This is a genomic window from Rosenbergiella sp. YN46 (assembly GCF_036620675.1).
GTDB lineage: Bacteria > Pseudomonadota > Gammaproteobacteria > Enterobacterales > Enterobacteriaceae > Jejubacter.
On the sequence record NZ_JAZHEE010000028.1, the window covers coordinates 1 to 19,172 of the forward strand.

Here is a 19,172-nt window from a genome sequence, read left to right on the forward strand (position 1 = left end):
TAGGCTGCGGATGCGTTGGCTGCGCTTACGCGCCCCGGTCACATAGTGGGCTATGCTCCCGGGGACTTGTGCGCTTGCCGCCTTCCTGCAACCCAAATTATTTTGCAGAATCTGCTTCATTCTTTAGGCTGCGGATGCGTTGGCTGCGCTTACGCGCCCCGGTCACATAGTGGGCTATGCTCCCGGGGACTTGTGCGCTTGTTGCCTTCCTGCAACCCAAATTATTTTGCAGAATCTGCTTCATACTTCAGGGCGGGTCACAGGTAATAAAAAAGGCGACATGTTGTCGCCTTTTTGGTGTCTGACGGGGGTCAGTCATCGGCCTCTTTTTTCAGCGACAATAGCAGACCATCGCGGCGCATGGTCGCCGCCTCTTCCGGCATTTTCAGACGATCCAGGGTGTCGGCAAGCCAGGCGTAGTCGAAGGCGTCCGGACGCTGTTTCAGGGCTGCACGGAAGGCCAGGCTGGCCTCTTTCCACTCGCCGTGCTTCATCAGCATCTGCCCCAGGGTGCTCCACAGCAGCGGGCGATTGCCGTGGGTTTTTATCTGCTGGCGCAGCACTTTTTCCACTTCTTCCGGCGTTGCGGTTTTCAGGCGCGGCATTAACATCACCAGGCGCTCGTCATACTGGCGCTTAAGGCCGTCCAGGATAATTTTCTGTGCGGCTTCATGGTCGTCGCACTCAATCAGGTGTTCGGCCATCGCGACCTGCAGCGTTGGCTGATGGCGGGTTTTACGGTTCTGGTTCTGCCACCAGCGCTTCAGGCCATCGCTGCCTTGTTCCGCCATGGCCTGATCCATCAGTCCGATCCAGGCTCGCTCTTCCAGTGCGGCACGGTGTGCATCATCGCCCACGCCCGCTTTTTCCATCGGGTAGAGGATGTCCAGCAGTGAACTCCAGGCGCCGGTACGAATGTAGGCCTGCTCCGCCAGACGTAATACTTCCGGGTGGCGGGGGGTGATTTCCAGCAGCTTATCGATACCGTGCCGGGCTGCGTGGTCCTCATTGCGCGCCAGTTGCAGACGAACCCGGGTAATCTCTACCGGAATAGGAGAATCTTCCGCCATGCTGGCCGCGTTATCGAGATACTGGCTGGCGCGAGCGTCATCGCCGCGCTGTTGTGCCGCTTCGGCGGCCAGCAAATAGTTAACCACGGGCTGCTCGGCGTGATCGGCATGTTTAGACAGCAGCCTTTCTACCTGCTGATAGTCGCCTTCCGCCAGCTTGAGCAGCGCCTGACTTGTTTGCTTACGGGCGCGCTTGCTTTTACGCCCAAGGAACCAGCCGTGGGTGCGGGCACCGGTACGGAAAATGCGGCGCAGTATCCATTCCAGAATAAACAGCGCAGCGATAAGCACCAGCAGCATAATGGTCAGGGCAGTGATACTGGTTTCAATGTTCCAGCTTTCCGTCTGGATTAGCACGTATCCCTGATTACCGGCAAAGATGGGGCCGATAACGATCCCGGCGATCAGCAGCAGGAACAGCAGCAGAACTTTTAACATGGATTACTCTCCCTGCTGCACAGCCGGGGACGCACTGTTCCCGTCTGTGGTCGGTTGGCCGTTATCCGACGGCACCGTCTGATTACGAACCCGTTGACGCATCAGTTTTTCCAGCACTGGCTGACTGGCGAGCGAATCAGGTAAGTCCATCGCAATGCTCTGTTGGCTTAACGCATCCAGCTCGGCCAGGAAGCCTTTGGTCGTCGCATCGTTGGTATCGTAGTATGCGCGTATCCAGGTGGCGACGGTTTCCAGCGACTGCTTGTAGACCTCCTCCTGGTGGCGTGGCACAGCCTGAGCGGCCACCAGCAGACGGGAACGGATGTTCTCGCGCAGATAAACGTCCTGGTTCGGGGCCAGTAGCGGGACTTCGGTGGCGTCGCGGCGACGAATAGTGATGAAGTTGTCCATAAAATTATGCCAGCTTCGGGTTAGATTCTGGCGCCATTCGCTCAGCGAGCCGGAAAGCTCCTGACTGTCGGCATCCATTGGCGCATCATCGTTGTCGTTATCGGCAAGGCGCAGGTTATCCACCTGATTGGATAGCTGATTAACGCGCAGAATGATACCGTCAAAATCGATTTGCGACACTCCGGCAAGGTCGGCGATATCACTGTTCAGCGCGCGCCGTGCGGCGATCAGGCTGGGATCGTTCATCTGTCCCAGACTGGCGTCGGCGCTTTTTAGCAGCGCGGTGGCGGTAGCGACATCCTGTTCGCTCCATAACTTACGCCCGGCCAGTTTGACCAGGTAATCCGCTTCGGCCAGCAGCCAGTTATTGGTATCGCCACCGGTGATAGAGGCGATTTTCTCGCGGGTTTCTTCCAGCGATTTCGCCATGGCTTGTTCCCGCTGTTGCGCGGCGTCCAGACTACTTTGCTGTTGCTGAAGTCGCGACTCCAGCTCGGTTTTCTGCTGGCTCATCTGCTGCTGGAGAGCGGTGACCTGGGCTGCCAGGGTTTGCGTGCTGGCATTCTGGCTGTCGGCCTGGCGCTTATTCCAGGTATAAAGCCCGGCGCCAGCGGCCAGTGCGATGGCGATAGCAATCACACTGAGCGTAATGCCAACGCCCGCACCGCGTTTTTGTTTCTCCTGTGGCTGAGTTTGCACCGGCGTTTCCACGTCTGGCGTGGTCTCTTCAACTCTGGCGGAGGATTCTTTTGGTTCCGTCATTATTAGTCCCATTCTTCTCAGTGTTGTTGTCTACCCGTTTCCTGCGGGCACATTCTTCCGGAAAGCTCCCGGCATGGCCCATCAAGTTGGGCATAACGCGCGCAGCAGCGCATCGTTGTCGGCGTTATCTGCAATACTGACATCCCGCCAGCCTGATTCCCTGGCATGCGTGGCCAGACGTTCACTGACAACAATAAGCCTGCAGTTCAGTAACCAGTTATTACGATACCATTCAGGCACCAATGTATAGAGTTGGCGCAACATTTCGCCGCTGGTGACTACCAGAGTATCAACCCCCTGATTTTGCCAGCGCCAGGCAATTTCTGCGCCGTCATACTGTCTGGGACAGCGCTGATAGCATTCGCACAGGGTGACCTGAGCGCCGCGCTGGCGCAGGGTGTCACCTAACAGCTCGCGGCCGCCATTACCGCGCAGAATTAGCGCCTGCTTGCCTTTTATATCTTGTAATTCAGGTAATTGTAGCAAGACTTCGCTGATTTCCCGATCGCGCGGGTAGTTGACTGGCAGACCACTGACTTTGTGCAGAGCCAGCGCGCTGGATCGGCCGATGGAAAACCATGATAGCCCCGCGGGCCAGGAGACGCCCTGGCGGGAGAGAGTGGCATGGGCATATTCCACTGCGTGGCGGGAAAGAACAAAGGCAAGATCGCCCGGACGCAGCGTATTAAGATAGCCCGGGAGCCTGGAAAGCTCACGACCCGGCGAAAACTCGATCAGAGGAAAGCTCCAGGCCACCAGCCCCATCGCGCGCAGTCGGCTGACTAAGACCTCTCCGTCTGGGGAGGGGCGGGTGACCAGAATTCTCATGCCGGGGCGTCTCCGTTATAAACGTCGGACAGGATCTCCCGGGCACCGTTATCCAGCAGTTCCTCGGCAAGTGAGATCCCCATCGCTTCGGCATCTTCCGGGCGACCGCGACGCTCGCCGCGCACCATTCGGATACCGTCCGGTGAGCCGACCAGCGCCCGCAACCAGAGTTCGCCGTCACGCAATTCAGCATAGCTGCCGATCGGCACCTGGCAACCTCCTTCCAGGCGGGTATTCATCGCGCGCTCCGCAGTGACCCGAATCGCGGTCTCTTGATGATTGAGCGGTGCCAGGAGTCCCAGGGTCCAGTTATCGTCCAGACGGCATTCAATGCCGACGGCGCCCTGGCCTACTGCCGGAAGCGATTCTTCAGGCGTCAGAGGACAGCGGATACGTTCTTCCATCTTCAGGCGTTGCAGGCCCGCGACGGCGAGAATGATGGCGTCATAATCGCCAGCATCAAGCTTACCGAGCCGGGTGCCGAGGTTGCCGCGCAGGGAGCGCACGTTCAGATCCGGACGGCGGGCCATTAGCTGGCACTGGCGGCGCAGGCTGGAGGTGCCCACGCAACTGCCTGGGGGGAGTGCATCCAGGCTGTCATAGCGTCCGGAAACAAAGGCATCGCGGGGATCGCCGCGTTCGCAGATCGTGGCCAGCCCCAGACCCGCCGGGAACTCTACCGGCACGTCCTTCATGGAATGCACGGCGATATCGGCGCGATTCTCCAGCAGAGCCAGTTCCAGCTCCTTGACAAACAGCCCTTTGCCCCCCACTTTAGCCAGCGGCGTGTCGAGAATAATGTCGCCGCGAGTGACCATCGGCACCAGCTCCACGCGGAGTCCCGGATGGCATGCCTCAAGGCGATCCTTGACGTAATGTGCCTGCCACAGCGCCAGCGGGCTTTGTCGGGTGGCAATTCTTAATACTTTGTCTACCATTGCTTGTTACCGTAATGATCGTCTGTTGACCATCCTATCATTGTTAGTGGAATGCTGTCAGTTTACGGTCAGACCGGGGGAGAGGAGCGCAATACTGATAACGGAAAATAAGCCGGGCTTTTGATGCTACACTTGGTGTAGTGCATCTTTCTTTACGGTCAACCGGCAAGGTGTTAAATTGATCACGTTTCCAGCAATTGCCCGTCTAACTAACCATAAACATAACGATGGCAGGCTGGATCGATCTTTTCGAAATACTGAACAATCAGGCGATACGTCTTGTACCTCTATATTGAGACTCTGAAACAGAGGCTGGATGCCATCAATCAGCTGCGCGTGGACCGCGCACTGGCAGCTCAGGGACCCGCTTTCCAGCAGGTCTATAGTTTGCTGCCTGGGCTGTTGCACTACCATCATCCGCTGATGCCGGGTTACCTTGACGGTAACGTTCCCTGTGGCATCTGTCTCTACACGCCTGATGAAACCCAACAACACTATCTACAGCAGTTGGAAGCGCGTCGCGGTCTGCCGAAATTGCAGACGCCGGATGGTGAGTTGCCGATAACCGGTATCTACTCGATGGGCAGTACCTCATCGGTTGGCCAGAGCTGTTCGTCGGATCTTGATATCTGGGTCTGTCATCAGGCCTGGCTGGATAACGACGAACGTCAGTTGTTACAGCGTAAGTGTAGCCTGCTTGAGAGCTGGGCCGCCTCTATGGGGGTGGAAGTCAGCTTCTTCCTGATCGATGAGAATCGTTTTCGCCATAATGAAAGCGGCAGTCTGGGGGGGGAGGACTGCGGTTCGACTCAGCACATCCTGCTGCTTGATGAATTCTACCGTACCGCGGTTCGGATGGCCGGCAAGCGTATCCTGTGGAATATGGTGCCGGTCGACCAGGAAGAGCACTACGACGATTATGTGATGACACTGTACGCCCAGGGGGTACTGACGCCTAACGAGTGGCTCGATCTGGGCGGGTTGAGTTCGCTGTCCGCCGAAGAGTACTTTGGCGCCAGTCTGTGGCAGCTTTATAAGAGCATTGACTCACCCTATAAAGCGGTGCTGAAGACGCTGCTGCTGGAGGCCTACTCCTGGGAATACCCCAATACCCGCCTGCTGGCGGAAGATATGAAGCAGCGCCTGCATGACGGTGAGATCGTCTGCTTTGGTCTGGATCCCTACTGCATGATGCTGGAGCGGGTTACGCACTACCTGACCCAGATAAACGATGAGGCGCGGTTGGATCTGGTACGCCGCTGCTTTTACCTGAAAGTGTGTGAAAAGCTGTCACGCGAGCGGGCCTGCGTGGGCTGGCGTCGTGAGGTGCTGAGCCAGATGGTGAAAGCCTGGGGATGGGACGAGAACCGGCTGACGATTCTGGATAACCGCGCTAACTGGAAGATCGATCGGGTGCGTGAGGCGCATAACGAATTGCTCGACGCCATGATGCAGAGCTACCGTAACCTGATCCGCTTTGCGCGCCGTAATAATCTGAGCGTCAGCGCCAGTCCGCAGGACATTGGCGTACTAACCCGTAAGCTTTATGCCGCTTTTGAAGCGCTACCGGGAAAGGTTACCCTGGTGAACCCGCAGATTTCGCCGGATCTTTCCGAACCAAATCTGACCTTTATTTATGTGCCTCCCGGTCGCGCCAACCGTACTGGCTGGTATCTGTACAACCGTGCGCCGCACATGGATTCAATTATCAGCCATCAGCCGCTGGAGTATAATCGCTACCTGAACAAACTGGTGGCCTGGGCCTGGTTCAATGGGCTGCTGACTTCCCGAACCCGGTTATTTATTAAAGGCAATGAGGTCTGTGACCTGCCGAAGCTGCAGGAGATGGTGGCGGATGTTTCCAGCCATTTCCCACTGCGTTTGCCTGCACCAACGCCCAAAGCGCTGTACAGCCCCTGCGAAATTCGCCACCTGGCGATTATCGTCAACCTGGAATACGATCCAACGGCAGCATTTCGCGATCGGGTAGTGCATTTTGACTTCCGTAAGCTGGATGTCTTTAGCTTCGGTCAGCAACAGCAGTGCCTGGTCGGCAGTATCGATCTGCTGTACCGCAATTCCTGGAACGAGGTGCGAACCCTGCACTTCAACGGCGAGCAGGCGATGATTGAGGCACTGAAAACCATTCTTGGTAAGATGCACCAGGATGCCGCGCCGCCGGATAGTGTAGAGGTTCTCTGTTACAGCCAGCATCTTCGTGGTCTGATTCGCACCCGGGTTCAGCAACTGGTATCGGAATGTATTGAACTGCGGTTGACCAGCACCCGTCAGGAAGCCGGGCGCTTTAAGGCGCTACGAGTGGCGGGCCAGACCTGGGGCCTGTTCTTTGAACGCCTGAATGTATCGGTACAGAAGCTGGAAAATGCCGTGGAATTTTACGGCGCCATCTCCAATAACAAACTGCACGGGCTGTCGATGCAGGTTGAAACACACCATGTACAGCTGCCTTCGGTGGTGGATGGTTTCGCCAGTGAAGGGATTATTCAGTTCTTCTTCGAGGAGAGTTATGACCGGGAAGGCTTTAACATCTATATTCTGGATGAGAGCAACCGGGCGGAAGCCTATCATCATTGCGAAGGCAGTAAAGAAGAGCTGGTGCGCGACGTCAGCCGCTTCTATTCATCTTCCCACGATCGCTTTACTTATGGTTCAAGCTTTATCAACTTCAACCTACCGCAGTTCTACCAGATCGTGAAGGTGGACGGGCGTCAGCAGGTCATTCCTTTCCGTTCGCAGCCCGTCCGTACGGCGACGGCATCGCTCCCTCCTGAGGATGATTCCCGTACGCCGCCTGCGCCGCCGCTGGTGCAGCAATATCAGTCCTGATTAAAGCGTACTGTTTCGCCTGCCTGGGCTGTGCAGGCCTGTTCCAGCAGCTCCCAGAAAGGCTCGCCGCTGCGATCGCAAATCCATTTATTGTCCTGTAGCGAGAAGTGGTAGCCGCCTGCTTTGGTGGCCAGCCACACCTGATGCAGCGGCTCCTGACGGTTAATAATGATTTTGCTGCCGTTTTCAAAACTCAGCGTCAGTACGCTGCCGTTGATCTCGCAGTCGATGTCGCTATCGCCATCCCAGTCGTCCAGATGCTCTTCAATTGTTCTCCAGAGACCGTCGGCCAGGCGGTGAAATTCGCTGTCATTCATGGTTACTTCCCGTTTTATCATGTGAATGAAGACGCGATGTTGTCGACTTCACTGGTGAATCGGCAACGCAGGCGCCTTCGGTTCCTATTCTATCTATATTTAGTGGCTTTTCACGGAAAAGATGCTGCAAGGGATAGAAGGAAAGCCGCGCACCATAAAACAAACTGATGCGGGCATAAATACTCAGAAGCGATTAATAACACAGGTAAACATTGGGGAGTATCCGGAGCCGATAAGTAAAGTGTCTTCGTTGATGTGCTTTATGACATACAGCGTTCCCTTCTTCTGATAAGTCTGGAACAGAAAGTTGTTCCCCAACCGATCTGGCGCCGAGTCTGTCCAGAATTTATCGCTGCCGATCAGGCGCATATTGATCATCTCAGCCTGAGGCGTGTGGCGCTGTTCTATCTGATAAGTCAGTTTACGATTCACCACGTACTCTTCGCTGTCGGTTCGTAATGTGCTTTGAACCGACAGCGAGAGACGGTCTGCGGTATCTTCAAGCAGAATAAAAATCCCCTGGGCGTTAACGGCGTTATTCCCCATATGACGCGTAACCTGAAATTCTGCGACACAGGGCAACTGTGTCTCTTTGCGATGCGATGCGATAACGGCGCCGGTGGCTAAAATTGCTAATGTCAGCGTCGACAGTAACGTGAATAAAATAGTTTTATTTTTATTAATGAACAACATGTCATACCTCATCACCATAATAGAAGCTATTGCAGTGATAGTATCCAGATGATTTCTCGCAGATGGAGTAGAACCGCCACTTCAGTGCAGCTCCATCGTTTTCATGGATGTAAAAGTAGATATCTTTGGGAGAAGCGCAGTCCAGCTTGCGCTTTATGTCATCAAACATCCTGCGTTCTTTTGGCACATTACCGGCGATCGAATTCTGGTAATCAATGAAGTACGCCCGGCATTGTTGATAGGTAAAGGTCACCTCCAGTGAGCGATTGCTGGTTTCCGTTGCCCTGGTAGCGAAGAAGAAAATACTCGCCAGTAGTGCGGCGCTGACGGCAATAACAAGAAACGTTTTTTTATACAGATAGTTGTTTTTTATACGGATAACTGGTTTGGGTTCTGTTATCTCCTTATTTTGTAGCGACACCTGTCCGGGAGGCGGTAATGAACGGCACTCCTTAACCCGGAACCCCATTCTGGGCACGGTAATAATGATATCGTCTTCATAACCTGTCTGATGTATCGCTTTACGTAAGAAAGAGATGTACTGGTTCAGGTTTGCATGAGTAGGTCTGGCACCATTTTTAATGAAAACCTGCTCCAGGATACTTTCGCGTGATACCAGAGTATTTCTATGTTGTAGCAAGTAAAGCAGCAGATTAGCAGCAGTGCCATTTATCTCAGTATATAAATCGGTGGTAATGTTTTTTATATATCCTTTGGCTGTATCTAAGAACAGCGTCTCATCTATATATATGATGGTTCGCTCTGCCTGTGGGCTATCACATAACGACGTCACACGTCCTCCTGAATACAGGGTGAGCGGGAATAACGATTGGATTTATTATACATGAAAAGTCTTATGTTTATAGTGGTAAAGTTAAAATATTGCTGGCAATGTTTTATAAATGAAAGATTAAAAAGAAAGGGACTTGATAAGCCGTTTCTAGAGAGGTAGTGAAAATAGTCTGAGACACCTCGTAAATGTAGATGTTGTGGATAAATCCTGGTCGATCTTGAGTGATGTCTTTGGCGTTATGAACCACTTAAGTGATGAATTTGCTTTATTTTATTCTGATATTTTTTGTGAATTTAGTGTTTTTATCTGGTTTTTGTTTTTTTTATCACTGGGGTGGAGTTTTTTTATTAATGTTAATTAATCTGATGGAGAAGTAACTGAAATTGTTCTGGATGGTATTTTCTTGTTTATTTATTGCTGTCTCTGGCTATTATTAATGACGCCAACACAGGGATGCCTGAATGATGTTGCTTACAGGGAATGACTACGCATTTACCAGTACGCGATGACGTAATGAGGAAAACCTCTATTGCGGGCGACGTATTGTTTATAGGTAGTCATCAGGCAAATAAACAGGACGCCATATAAATAGAACTTTCTCAGGTAATTATCTGAAAGATGATGGTTTGTGATTCAGCTATCAATTATTTATTGGCAACTCAATCAAGAAACTACAATAGGTTCGAAAAAAATGAAATTTAATAAAATCGCTCTGGCTATGGCCTGTGCGGCTGGGATGGTATCGGCGTCTGCAATGGCGGCGAAGGACAATGTGCAACCGACTGAAGGAAAAATTGAATTCAGCGGCGAGTTAGTAAACTCTGCATGTGGTCTGGCTCCGTCTTCCAGCCCGGTGAAAGTGGACTTTGGGCAGATTCCGACCTCTCAGCTGAAAGATGGTCAGCGTGCCGGTGAAAAGCAGGCGAAGATTGAGCTGCAGTACTGCGATACCACAGTCGCGAAAACTGCGACCGTCACTTATAACCCGACCACCGTGGATGTTCAGGATAACACGCTGGCAGCCATTACCTCTGGCTCTGCGAAAGGCGCAGGTATTGGTCTGGTAGATAGTGGAAACCAGGATGTAGTTTGGGGTAAGGCGAGCGCGCAGGTTACGCTGACCGATGATACGACTGAAATTCCGTTCATTGCTTATCTGAAAGCAGACAATGCCTCTGGCAGCGTTACTCCGGGTGACTTCCAGTCCACGATCAACTTCAAGATCGATTATCAGTAATTCCCGGTGCCGGGTGGGGCGGTAATGCTGCGCCCGGCATGATTCTACCTGGGGTATTCCACAATGTCGGCACTGCGATTTTCATTATCCTGCCTGATGCTATTGACGGTGTCGGCAACGGCTGAAGAGCTCGTTAATACGCACGGCAATGTAAAAATGCAGGGTGAAATTGTTGAAGCGGCCTGTTATGTCGATCCTCAAGACCGGGATCTGCTGGTTGAGTTTGGCGATATGTCTGCCAGAGAAATATCGGATATTCCGGAAGGGTTAACCAGCCATAATTTCAGTATTCACCTCCGAGGCTGTTCGCTGGCCAGCACCAAGAAACCTGGCAGCGTCTATCACAGCGCCACCATTACGTTTACCGGAAATACCGATAGACATAATAAAAATTTATTTGTTGCGTACTCTCCGGGCGACACCTTTGGCATCGAATTATTTGATTATAAAGGGCGAAGCATTAAGCCAGGCGTGCCATCCCCTGATTATGAACTTAGTTCGGGAAGTAATGTTCTGCGCTTTCGTGCCGCGCTGGTTTCCCACGATCGGCATGTGACTGCCGGAGAATTTAGCGCTGTGGCGCATTTTGTTATCGATTATCAGTAAGGCAGGGATCCTGTTCGCATAAAGAACAGGCAAAAAATCATGGCAAGAAAACTTAAAACAAAAAAGACTTTCTTTGCTGTCTTTATTGCGTTGTTCTGTTATTCGCAGGTGGCAAAGTCTGATGATGTCGTTGAATTCAATACCGATGTGCTGGATGCCAGCGATCGCCAGAATGTCGACCTGAAGCGTTTCGCATCGGGAAACTATATTGCGCCGGGTACTTACCTGCTGGATGTGCGTATTAATGGTCAGCAGATCCCGGAGCAGCAAATTCGCTATGTTGCTGACCCTAAATTACCGGAAAAATCCAGAGTATGCCTGACGCCAGACCAGCTGGCGCTGCTCGCACTGAAGGAAGAGGCGCAGGACAAAGTTGCCATGCTGTCGTCGGAGTGCGCGGATATCAGCACGCTGCCCGGCGTGATGGTTAATAACAGCGCAGGCGTGCTCAGTATTACGGTTCCCCAGGCATGGATGAAATATTCGGATCCGGACTGGGTGCCGCCGGAACGCTGGGATAATGGGGTGGCTGGTCTGTTGTTTGACTACAACCTGACCGGACAGTTGAGCCACTACCAGGACAGCGGCAGCGATTATCGTTCTCTTTCCGGATACGGACAGGCAGGAATGAACCTGGGGGGATGGCGGCTGCGAGCCCAGTACCAGGCTGAACTGACTTCCAACAATGGTGGAAACAGTGTGAGCTGGGATCAGATATACGCCTATCGCCCGCTACCGATGATGGCAGCGAAGCTAGCCGTGGGTGAAATCTACCTCGACTCTCAGCTTTTTGACTCGGTACGCTTCACCGGGATCAACCTGGCGAGCGATGAGCGGATGCTGCCGCCAAACCTGCAGGGGTATGCGCCGGAGATCCACGGGATCGCGAAAAGTAACGCCAGGGTGACGGTCAGCCAGAATGATCATGTGGTATACCAGACCACGGTGCCCGCCGGTCCTTTTAACATTCAGGATCTGCGTAGCGCGGTGCGTGGCACCCTGGACGTCAAAGTCGAAGAGCAGGACGGATCGGTTCAGACATTCCAGGTCAATACCGCCAACATTCCTTATCTTACGCGACCTGGTTACGTCCGTTACAACACCGCGGTCGGGAAGCCTTCTCGCTACAACCACAAACTGCAGGGGCCTGCTTTTTATACCGGTGATTTTTCGTGGGGTATCAGTAATGCCTGGTCTCTGTACGGCGGGAGGTGAACGCTATAACGCGTGGTCGCTGGGGATCGGGCGCGATCTCGACGTTCTGGGGGCGATGTCTATGGATGTCACCCAGTCCAGCAGCCGGGTTCACGACACCCAGCGCGGAAACTCGGTGAAGTTTAGCTACGCCAAAACCTTTGATGAATTCCAGAGCTCCATTACCTTCGCCGGTTATCGCTTCTCGCAGAAGTCCTACCGTACGCTGTCGCAGTTTCTGGACGAAATGTACCAGCACTACGACAGCATCGGCCATGAGCGGGAGATGTATACCATCACCGGGAATAAAACCTTCTGGGCGGACGATCCGGCCCGGGCGACCACGCTGTTCCTGACTTACACCCACCAGAATTACTGGGATCGCGCTTCGCAGGATCGCTACGGTCTTTCGGTGGCGCACTCCTTCAATATTGCCGGGCTGAGTGGAATTACCGCCAACCTGTCCGCCTGGCGTTCGGATTATCAGGGGCAGCGGGACGATAGCCTGTCTCTGTCGCTTTCTGTCCCATGGGGGGATGGCAACTGGGCGGGTTATGACCTGCAGAGTACCGGCGGCGATGTCAGTCAGATGGTTTCCTGGAACGATAACCGCCAGGTGAACGATTCGTGGCGCGTTCGCGCGGGACATAGCAGTGATGGCCGGGTGGCCGTGGACGGTTATTACCAGCATCGGGCCACGATGGCGGAAATGGAGTCCAGTGTGAGCTATCAGCAGGGGCGTTATGCCTCGGTAGGCGGCACACTGCGTGGCGGCATTACGGCAACCCGCCACGGCGCCGCGCTGCATAACAGCGACGCCAGCCTTAATAGCGCCCGGGTGATGGTGGATACCGACGGTGTGGCAAACGTGCCGCTGAATGGTCAACGGGTGCACTCCAACCGCTTTGGGATTGCCGTAGTACCTGATGTGGTCAGTTACCACAGTTTCGATACCCGTATCGACGTTGACAACATGGATCAGGACATCGAAGCCAACAAAGCCATTGCCACCAGCACGCTGACAGAAGGCGCCATTGGTTATCAGCACTTTGCTGTGGCGCAGGGCGAAAGAATGATGGCCCATATTCGCAGGCCGGACGGTTCGGCACCGCCTTTTGGCGCCGATGTCTTCAGCCACGCAGGTGTCAGCGTGGGCATGGTGATGGAGAGAGGCGAAGTGTGGCTCGCAGGCGTCCAGCCGGATGAAACGCTCTCTGTGGTCTGGAGTGGTCAGGCGCGTTGCCAGCTGCGCGTACCGCAGGTCATTCGCCACGATAGCGCCGTATTACTGCCGTGCCGCTAATGCGACCGGTCAATTAGTCAGATAAGTGAGAGATTAGGGAATGCATGTGAAACCGTTATGTCGTTTGACGTTAGGCTGCCTGCTGGCGCTTTCCGTTTACAGTTCGGGCGCGCTGGCGGGCATTGCGCCTGACCGGACACGACTCATTATTACCGGCAGCGATCGCTCCGCCAGCGTCAACATGGTGAATACCAGTCCGGATGTGCCATTCCTGGCTCAGTCGTGGGTGGAAGACGCCAGCGGTAAGAAAATCACTGCGCCGCTGGTGGTGGTGCCGCCGCTGCAGCGCATTAATGGCGGCCAGAAGGGGGTCGCTCGGGTGACGAAAACCGATGGTATTAACAATCTGCCGCAGGATCGCGAATCTCTGTTCTATCTGAATATTCGGGAAATTCCTCCTCGTCCGGACAAGCCCAACGTGCTGCAACTGGCGATGCAGTCGCGTATCAAGCTGTTCTATCGGCCGACGGCTATTATTCCCGCCCATCGCGGCGATGTCTGGCAGAACAAAGTGGTGTTCCACAAAAACGGTAATCAGTTTGTCGCCGATAACCCCACGCCTTATTACATCACCATACTGGGGCTCAGCAAAAAGACCGAACGTGAAGGGGGCGGCAAGCTCATGACTTTCCCGGGCGTCATGATCGCGCCGCGGTCATCGCTTGATATTAAGGTTACCGATCCGTCGGTCAGTAGCTTCGTCATCATGTATGTGAACGACTACGGTGGCCATCCGGAGCTGAAGTATCACTGCGCCGGACAAACCTGTACTGCGCTGCCGATGGAGCAGCAACCCCGCTAATAACCGGAGGGAAGCAATGAGATGGACCATTTTGGCACTGCTGGCGTCGACGGCATTGCTCAGTAGCGGTCAGGCTGCCGAAGGAACGCACGCCCGCGGCGAAGTTTCCGGCGAATACGGTAATGTACATTTTCACGGCAGGGTTTATACCTCGCCCTGCGTCCTGGATATGGCCTCCCGTGAACAGACGATCGATCTGGGGGATATCTCGGCCCGTCACTTCCGTCAGAAGGGGGATCGCAGCCAGCCGGTGCCGATCACGCTGCACCTGAATGACTGCCTGAAGGGGGCCGCCAGGATTATTTCGGATACGCCGGCGCTGGGCGGCGGTGGGGTGACCGTGACGCATTCAACGGCAGAAACCGGAATTGGGTTGACCTTTATGGCCGAAGCGGCGCCAGGCAACAGCGATCTGGTTCGGATTCGCGGTGATGTTCAGGGCGCGGGGCTGCGGTTGCTGACCAGCCGTGAGCGGCCGTTGAGTCTGCACCAGCCGCAGCAGCTCTATGTGCTGAAGCCGGGAGATAACGTGATTACTCTGATGGCGGCGCTGGAGTCGACGGAAAGCAGCGTGACCGCAGGTGAATTTTACGGACTGGTCCGCCTGAAGCTGGAGTATCTATGAGTATCCTGTTGAGCCGGACCCGGCGGTTAGCACTGGGCGTTACGTTGTTTATCGGCGCGGCTTCCGCATGGGGGTATACCAACGGAGAGGGGGCGCCAGAAGGGACACTGCACCAGTACAGTATCGATCTGAATCACCTGAGCATTGAGGATAATGTGCCCGGGGGGATGGTGGATGATAGCTGGAACCTGGGCGGAGAGTATTCGGTGCGTTTTTACTGCACCAGCAATATCCCCGTGTCGCCGATTTATTACACCGTGACATCAACCATGACCCCATCAAGTCAGGGAAACAAAGACTATCTGAAACTGAATGACTATATGGACGTTAAGGTCGAAGTCTATATTGCCGGGCAGCGTAAGCAATATGTGGTCGCGCCTTTTACCAACGAGTCGAATCAATATAACTACGTCGGCTGCCGGCCTCCTTCTCAACTGGTCAGCAACGTAGAGAGCGGTTCACGAGGCAAAGTGACCTTTATGGTCACCAAACCCATTGTTAACGGCCTGAACCTGACCTCGCAGGATCTGGTGAAAGTGATGGGACGTCTTGGAAATATGGGCGGCGTGCCTGCCACGCCGATCTCTCAGGTGGTGATCACCTCCGGCATTATTACCGTTCCGGATAAATGCATCATTAATCAGGGAAAGACCATTGAAGTGGAGTTTGGCGATATTCCCGGCTCGGCGGAAAAATTAACCGGTAATAACTACGTCAAAAGTGTTCCTGTGCATGTGGAGTGTAAAGGGGGCAGTTTCGAAACCGGGGCGCTAAATATTCGTATGGGTATTCAGCCTGCTGGCGCTGGCGTAGCCGGTTTTAATACGGACTATCTGGGCACCAGTGGTTCAGTCGATCGCAGCAATCTGGGCATTGTTCTGAAAGATGAGTCGGGGGCGATAGTCCAGCCGAATAAATTTTATGAGATACCTGACTTTAACAATAACAAAGGCGACTGGAATCTGACGGCGGCGCCGGTAGCGAAGCCGGGTACCACCGTGACCGAAGGCGAGTTTGAATCTTCGGCGACGATCGTTGCGGAATTTCAGTAGGTGGGCGGACGATGAAATTTATTTCTATTCGGCGAGCGGTAGCGGGAAGTCTGCTGCTGATGCCGCTGATGGCCTCTGCGGGGGTAACGCTGCTCGGCGGTGATATGAAATTTCACGGCACCGTCATAGCCTTGCCCTGCGAGGTAGTGAGCGGCGATGAGGTGATTGATATCGATTTCGGCAAAGTGAATGTCAAAGATATCTATCTGAATAAAAAGGTGGCGATTAAGCCATTGAATATTCATCTGGAGCACTGCCGTACCGATGTGTTTAACAGCGTCTCCGTTACATTTAACGGCACGGAAGACGATGCGCTGGAGGATCATATCGCCATTACGCCGGATGGGCAGGATGGCGCTTCCGGTGTGGCGATTGGCTTTCAGGAACTGAATGGCACGCCGATAAAGCTGGGAGAACCCACCGCTGCGCATACGATAACGAAAGACAGTATGGTGCTGAGCTGGCAGGTTTATCTTGAAGGTTCGCAGGATGCTATTGAGCATCAGACCATCCGCTACGGCGCCTTTGGCGCCACCGCGACCTGGACTCTGAACTACCAGTGATGGAAAGAACACCGCCGGCGTCGTCGCGCGCTTACCGTCTTTTTATTCTGCTCAGCATTCTGTTCTGGTGCGGCACGCTGCATGTTTATGGTGTAAATAACGGCGGTAGCGGCCTGGAACTTCCCGTAAATATCGGCGCTTGGCTGTATGCCTGTGGTGTGCTGTTCATTATTGGCATCGGCGCCGGACGCAACTGGGCGCTTACCCGTCCGGCACAGCTGTTTTGCGCCGGAGCGGTACTGTTGATACTGCTTTGTCTGCTGACGCCTGCGGTATGGCGCAGTACCGCGATGATACGCGCCGCTGGTATTGCGGGCGGGCTGCTGTTCTATCTGCTGTTGTTTCGGCTGCCGCTGGAAGGGCGCGGCAGACGCACGATACTGACTATTTTGTGGTTTGCCGTGAATATCGAATGCCTGGCGTTTCTGGCCCAGTATTTACGGCTGGCGACATCGCTGTGGGAATTTCCCTGGTGGCGCTATGCCCGCCCCTACGGGATCTTTCAGCAGGTGAACGTGATGGCGGATTTCGCGGCCTGCGGCGTGCTGCTGTCGATGCTGTTATTTTTTTGCTGCGGGACGTGGCCGCGCCGGGGAATCATGGCGGCGCTTTTGCTGCAGGGCTTTGTTATCGGCGAATGTCAGTCCCAGACCGGTTATCTGGGCGTTGCCGTAGGGTGGGGATTGCTGATCCTGCTCTTTCCCGGGCGGCGGCGGCAGCTTACGGGTCTGTTGCTGCTGTTGATTGGTGGCGTTCTGGCAGGAGTCCTGGTTCGCCATCTGTTTATGCTGCCGTTTGTCGATCATAACGAAAGTGTTTACACGCGCTGGGTGGTACTGGCTAACGCCTGGCACATGTTTCTGCTCAACCCCTGGCGCGGCTGGGGCGTTGGTAGCTTTGGCTGGCATTACCTACGGCTGTTTGGCGGTGAATTCGTGACCAATATGTCCCATCCCCACAATGAAATTTTACTGTGGATGGTGGAAGGGGGCATTGCCGGGCTGGCGGCGGCGGTTATGATGCTGAGCGGCGGATGGCTGTTGTGGCTGAAGGGAAACGTATGGCGGCGTGCCACGCTGGTGACGGCGCTGCCGGTAGTGATTCACCTGTTGACGGAGTATCCGCTCTACCTTTCCACACCGCACTGGCTTCTGCTGCTGACCGTGCTACGTTGCGCTGACAAGGGGGCGGGATATCGGCTGCCGGTAAACAGAATCACGAAACTGGTCAGTGGCGTGACCGTACTGCTGGCGCTGGCAGCGGTCCCGATGCTGGTGAGTACGCTGATGGTGCAGCATCGGCTGACCTGGCTGGAGCGCAACATGCAACAGCGGCGCCTGGCGCTGCCGGTTCCCCCTGTCGCCTGGCTGCTGTACGACCGCTATCGGTTTGATGCCAGCATGGGCTACCTTCAGCGTTATCAGGCTAGCGGTGATGCGCGCTGGCTCCGGCAGTTTCGCGACGAGTCCGGCGATGCCATGCGCGTTGATCCGGATCCGAATATCGCTTTCGTCCGTGTCCGGGTTGCGCTTGCCGAAAGAGATAGCGTAGCGGCACAGCGACTGCTACGGATCTTTGCCTGGTATTACCCTCATGACGAACGCCTTCCCTGGCTGCGTCAACGCCTGGCCCGCCTGAACCATCCATCCCTGGAAACACCATGACCGAAGAATCAGAAAGCCGTTGCGTCAGCATGCCGCCGCTGGCGGCCGTACAGGGGATGCGATTGCAGCCTGTTATTAGCCTGGAAAATGACCGATTGGTGGTCAGTGAAGCACTCAGCCTGCTCCGCCCACAGACTAATATTGAGCATTTTTTCCAGCGACTGCCGGCTTCGCAGACATTCGCTCTTTTTTTATGGCAGGTTCGTGAGCTGATATCGATAGGTGGCACCTTTACGGTTAACTTGCCTCTGGCTATTTTCTACGATCCCACAAAGGTGGATCGCATTGTGGCGCTTGATGTCGGGCATTGCATCATTCTGGAGATTCAGGATGCGGAGCGGCTACCACAATTAAGCGTGACATTGCGGCGACAGTTGATAGAACAATTGAACCGCATTCAACAGGCAGGGTATCGAATCTGGCTGGACGATATGCCGCCGACGATGGTCGGGCAATGGAGCCTTTCCGGGGTTCGTTTTCACGGCGTTAAGGTTTCTGCCGCCGTCTGGCGGCGTTGCTGCCTGCGTGAAATGCCTTTCCGGCCTCTGGTAAAAAGCCTGCGACTGTTAGGCGACCTGGTCGTGGTGGAGGGGATTGAAACCGGAGCCGATCTGGCGCGTTGTCGCTGCGCCGGCGTTGATTATGTGCAGGGATTTCTGTTCCCGGAAACCGTGCTGGCAACGCCCTGACGGCCAGAACGCCGACGGGCGTCAAGCTTCCCGCCAGGCATTTTCGACAGATGCTTGCTTTTCAGTGGTCACCTGCGATGATAGACGGCAGTACGCATAAACGACAGGCACCCAGGAATGAAAAAGATTTTCTGTCCGCTGGCCGTAGGGCTGGCACTGTTTACCCTGACGGGCTGTGGTCTGAAGGGGCCGCTCTATTTTCCTCCGGAAGAGAAAAAACCGACTGAAAACCCGCAACAGGCCGCGCAGCCGCAGCCGGAAGAACCGACGATCCAGTCCACCGTTCCCGATCGCAACGATCGCGCAACGGGCGACGGCCCGACTCAGGTTATCTATTGAT

At 54.6% G+C, this 19,172-nt stretch carries 17 protein-coding genes and 1 pseudogene; 11 read left to right on the top strand and 7 right to left on the bottom strand.

What is annotated here, in order from left to right:
* Positions 1 to 311: 311 nt before the first annotated feature.
* The 4 genes from hemY to hemC form a co-directional block, all read right to left on the bottom strand.
* Complete coding sequence (gene hemY, locus V3W49_RS16955) at positions 312 to 1,508, bottom strand: protoheme IX biogenesis protein HemY (protein WP_500147055.1); 1,197 nt, start codon at positions 1,506 to 1,508, stop codon at positions 312 to 314.
* 3 nt (positions 1,509 to 1,511) lie between these two features.
* Positions 1,512 to 2,681 (bottom strand): uroporphyrinogen-III C-methyltransferase, encoded by a 1,170-nt coding sequence (hemX, locus tag V3W49_RS16960; protein ID WP_500147057.1) that lies wholly within the window; start codon positions 2,679 to 2,681, stop codon positions 1,512 to 1,514.
* 81 nt (positions 2,682 to 2,762) lie between these two features.
* A complete protein-coding gene (hemD, locus tag V3W49_RS16965) occupies positions 2,763 to 3,509 on the bottom strand; it encodes a uroporphyrinogen-III synthase (protein ID WP_500147058.1) in 747 nt (248 codons plus the stop codon).
* Positions 3,506 to 4,447 (bottom strand): hydroxymethylbilane synthase, encoded by a 942-nt coding sequence (gene hemC, locus V3W49_RS16970; protein ID WP_500147060.1) that lies wholly within the window; start codon positions 4,445 to 4,447, stop codon positions 3,506 to 3,508. Before hemC ends, hemD begins: the two co-directional genes overlap by 4 nt.
* A 279-nt stretch (positions 4,448 to 4,726) precedes the next feature.
* Between hemC and cyaA the strand changes: the two genes are divergently transcribed.
* A complete protein-coding gene (gene cyaA / locus V3W49_RS16975; protein ID WP_500147062.1) occupies positions 4,727 to 7,294 on the top strand; it encodes a class I adenylate cyclase in 2,568 nt (855 codons plus the stop codon).
* Here the strand turns inward: cyaA and cyaY are convergent.
* From cyaY to V3W49_RS16990, 3 genes are all read right to left on the bottom strand, one after another.
* The gene (gene cyaY / locus V3W49_RS16980) at positions 7,285 to 7,611 is read right to left on the bottom strand and encodes an iron donor protein CyaY (protein WP_500147063.1); all 327 of its coding nucleotides are present in this window, start codon (positions 7,609 to 7,611) and stop codon (positions 7,285 to 7,287) included. The two genes, cyaA and cyaY, sit on opposite strands and share 10 nt — an antisense overlap.
* A 183-nt stretch (positions 7,612 to 7,794) precedes the next feature.
* The gene (locus tag V3W49_RS16985) at positions 7,795 to 8,304 is read right to left on the bottom strand and encodes a FidL-like protein (RefSeq protein ID WP_500147065.1); all 510 of its coding nucleotides are present in this window, start codon (positions 8,302 to 8,304) and stop codon (positions 7,795 to 7,797) included.
* 1 nt (position 8,305) lies between these two features.
* Positions 8,306 to 9,097 carry a winged helix-turn-helix domain-containing protein gene (locus V3W49_RS16990; RefSeq protein WP_500147067.1) on the bottom strand — a complete coding sequence of 264 codons (792 nt, stop codon included), beginning with the start codon at positions 9,095 to 9,097 and terminating at the stop codon, positions 8,306 to 8,308.
* Positions 9,098 to 9,788: 691 nt separating this feature from the next.
* On the opposite strand from V3W49_RS16990, the gene V3W49_RS16995 reads away from it, so the two are divergent.
* The 10 genes and pseudogenes from V3W49_RS16995 (at position 9,789) to lptM (ending at position 19,171) form a co-directional block, all read left to right on the top strand.
* The gene (locus V3W49_RS16995; RefSeq protein WP_500147129.1) at positions 9,789 to 10,334 is read left to right on the top strand and encodes a fimbrial protein; all 546 of its coding nucleotides are present in this window, start codon (positions 9,789 to 9,791) and stop codon (positions 10,332 to 10,334) included.
* A 63-nt stretch (positions 10,335 to 10,397) separates the two neighbouring features.
* Entirely contained in the window at positions 10,398 to 10,940 is a 543-nt protein-coding gene (locus tag V3W49_RS17000) for a fimbrial protein (protein ID WP_500147069.1), read from the top strand.
* A gap of 39 nt (positions 10,941 to 10,979) precedes the next feature.
* Positions 10,980 to 13,437, top strand: a pseudogene (locus V3W49_RS17005) (fimbria/pilus outer membrane usher protein).
* Between the two features lie 64 nt (positions 13,438 to 13,501).
* Positions 13,502 to 14,239, top strand: a complete 738-nt coding sequence (locus V3W49_RS17010; RefSeq protein ID WP_500147131.1) for a fimbrial biogenesis chaperone — start codon at positions 13,502 to 13,504, stop codon at positions 14,237 to 14,239.
* A gap of 16 nt (positions 14,240 to 14,255) precedes the next feature.
* Positions 14,256 to 14,864 carry a fimbrial protein gene (locus tag V3W49_RS17015; RefSeq protein WP_500147071.1) on the top strand — a complete coding sequence of 203 codons (609 nt, stop codon included), beginning with the start codon at positions 14,256 to 14,258 and terminating at the stop codon, positions 14,862 to 14,864.
* Entirely contained in the window at positions 14,861 to 15,916 is a 1,056-nt protein-coding gene (locus V3W49_RS17020; RefSeq protein ID WP_500147072.1) for a fimbrial protein, read from the top strand. The genes V3W49_RS17015 and V3W49_RS17020 overlap by 4 nt, the downstream gene beginning before the upstream one ends.
* Before the next feature lie 11 nt (positions 15,917 to 15,927).
* Positions 15,928 to 16,479 carry a fimbrial protein gene (locus V3W49_RS17025; protein WP_500147074.1) on the top strand — a complete coding sequence of 184 codons (552 nt, stop codon included), beginning with the start codon at positions 15,928 to 15,930 and terminating at the stop codon, positions 16,477 to 16,479.
* On the top strand, positions 16,479 to 18,143 hold the full coding sequence (locus V3W49_RS17030; RefSeq protein ID WP_500147075.1) for a PglL family O-oligosaccharyltransferase: 1,665 nt from the start codon (positions 16,479 to 16,481) through the stop codon (positions 18,141 to 18,143). Before V3W49_RS17025 ends, V3W49_RS17030 begins: the two co-directional genes overlap by 1 nt.
* The gene (locus V3W49_RS17035) at positions 18,140 to 18,832 is read left to right on the top strand and encodes an EAL domain-containing protein (RefSeq protein ID WP_500147076.1); all 693 of its coding nucleotides are present in this window, start codon (positions 18,140 to 18,142) and stop codon (positions 18,830 to 18,832) included. The genes V3W49_RS17030 and V3W49_RS17035 overlap by 4 nt, the downstream gene beginning before the upstream one ends.
* Positions 18,833 to 18,949: 117 nt before the next feature.
* Positions 18,950 to 19,171, top strand: coding sequence for an LPS translocon maturation chaperone LptM (gene lptM, locus V3W49_RS17040; RefSeq protein ID WP_500147078.1), 222 nt, complete (start codon positions 18,950 to 18,952; stop codon positions 19,169 to 19,171).
* Position 19,172 lies beyond the last annotated feature (1 nt).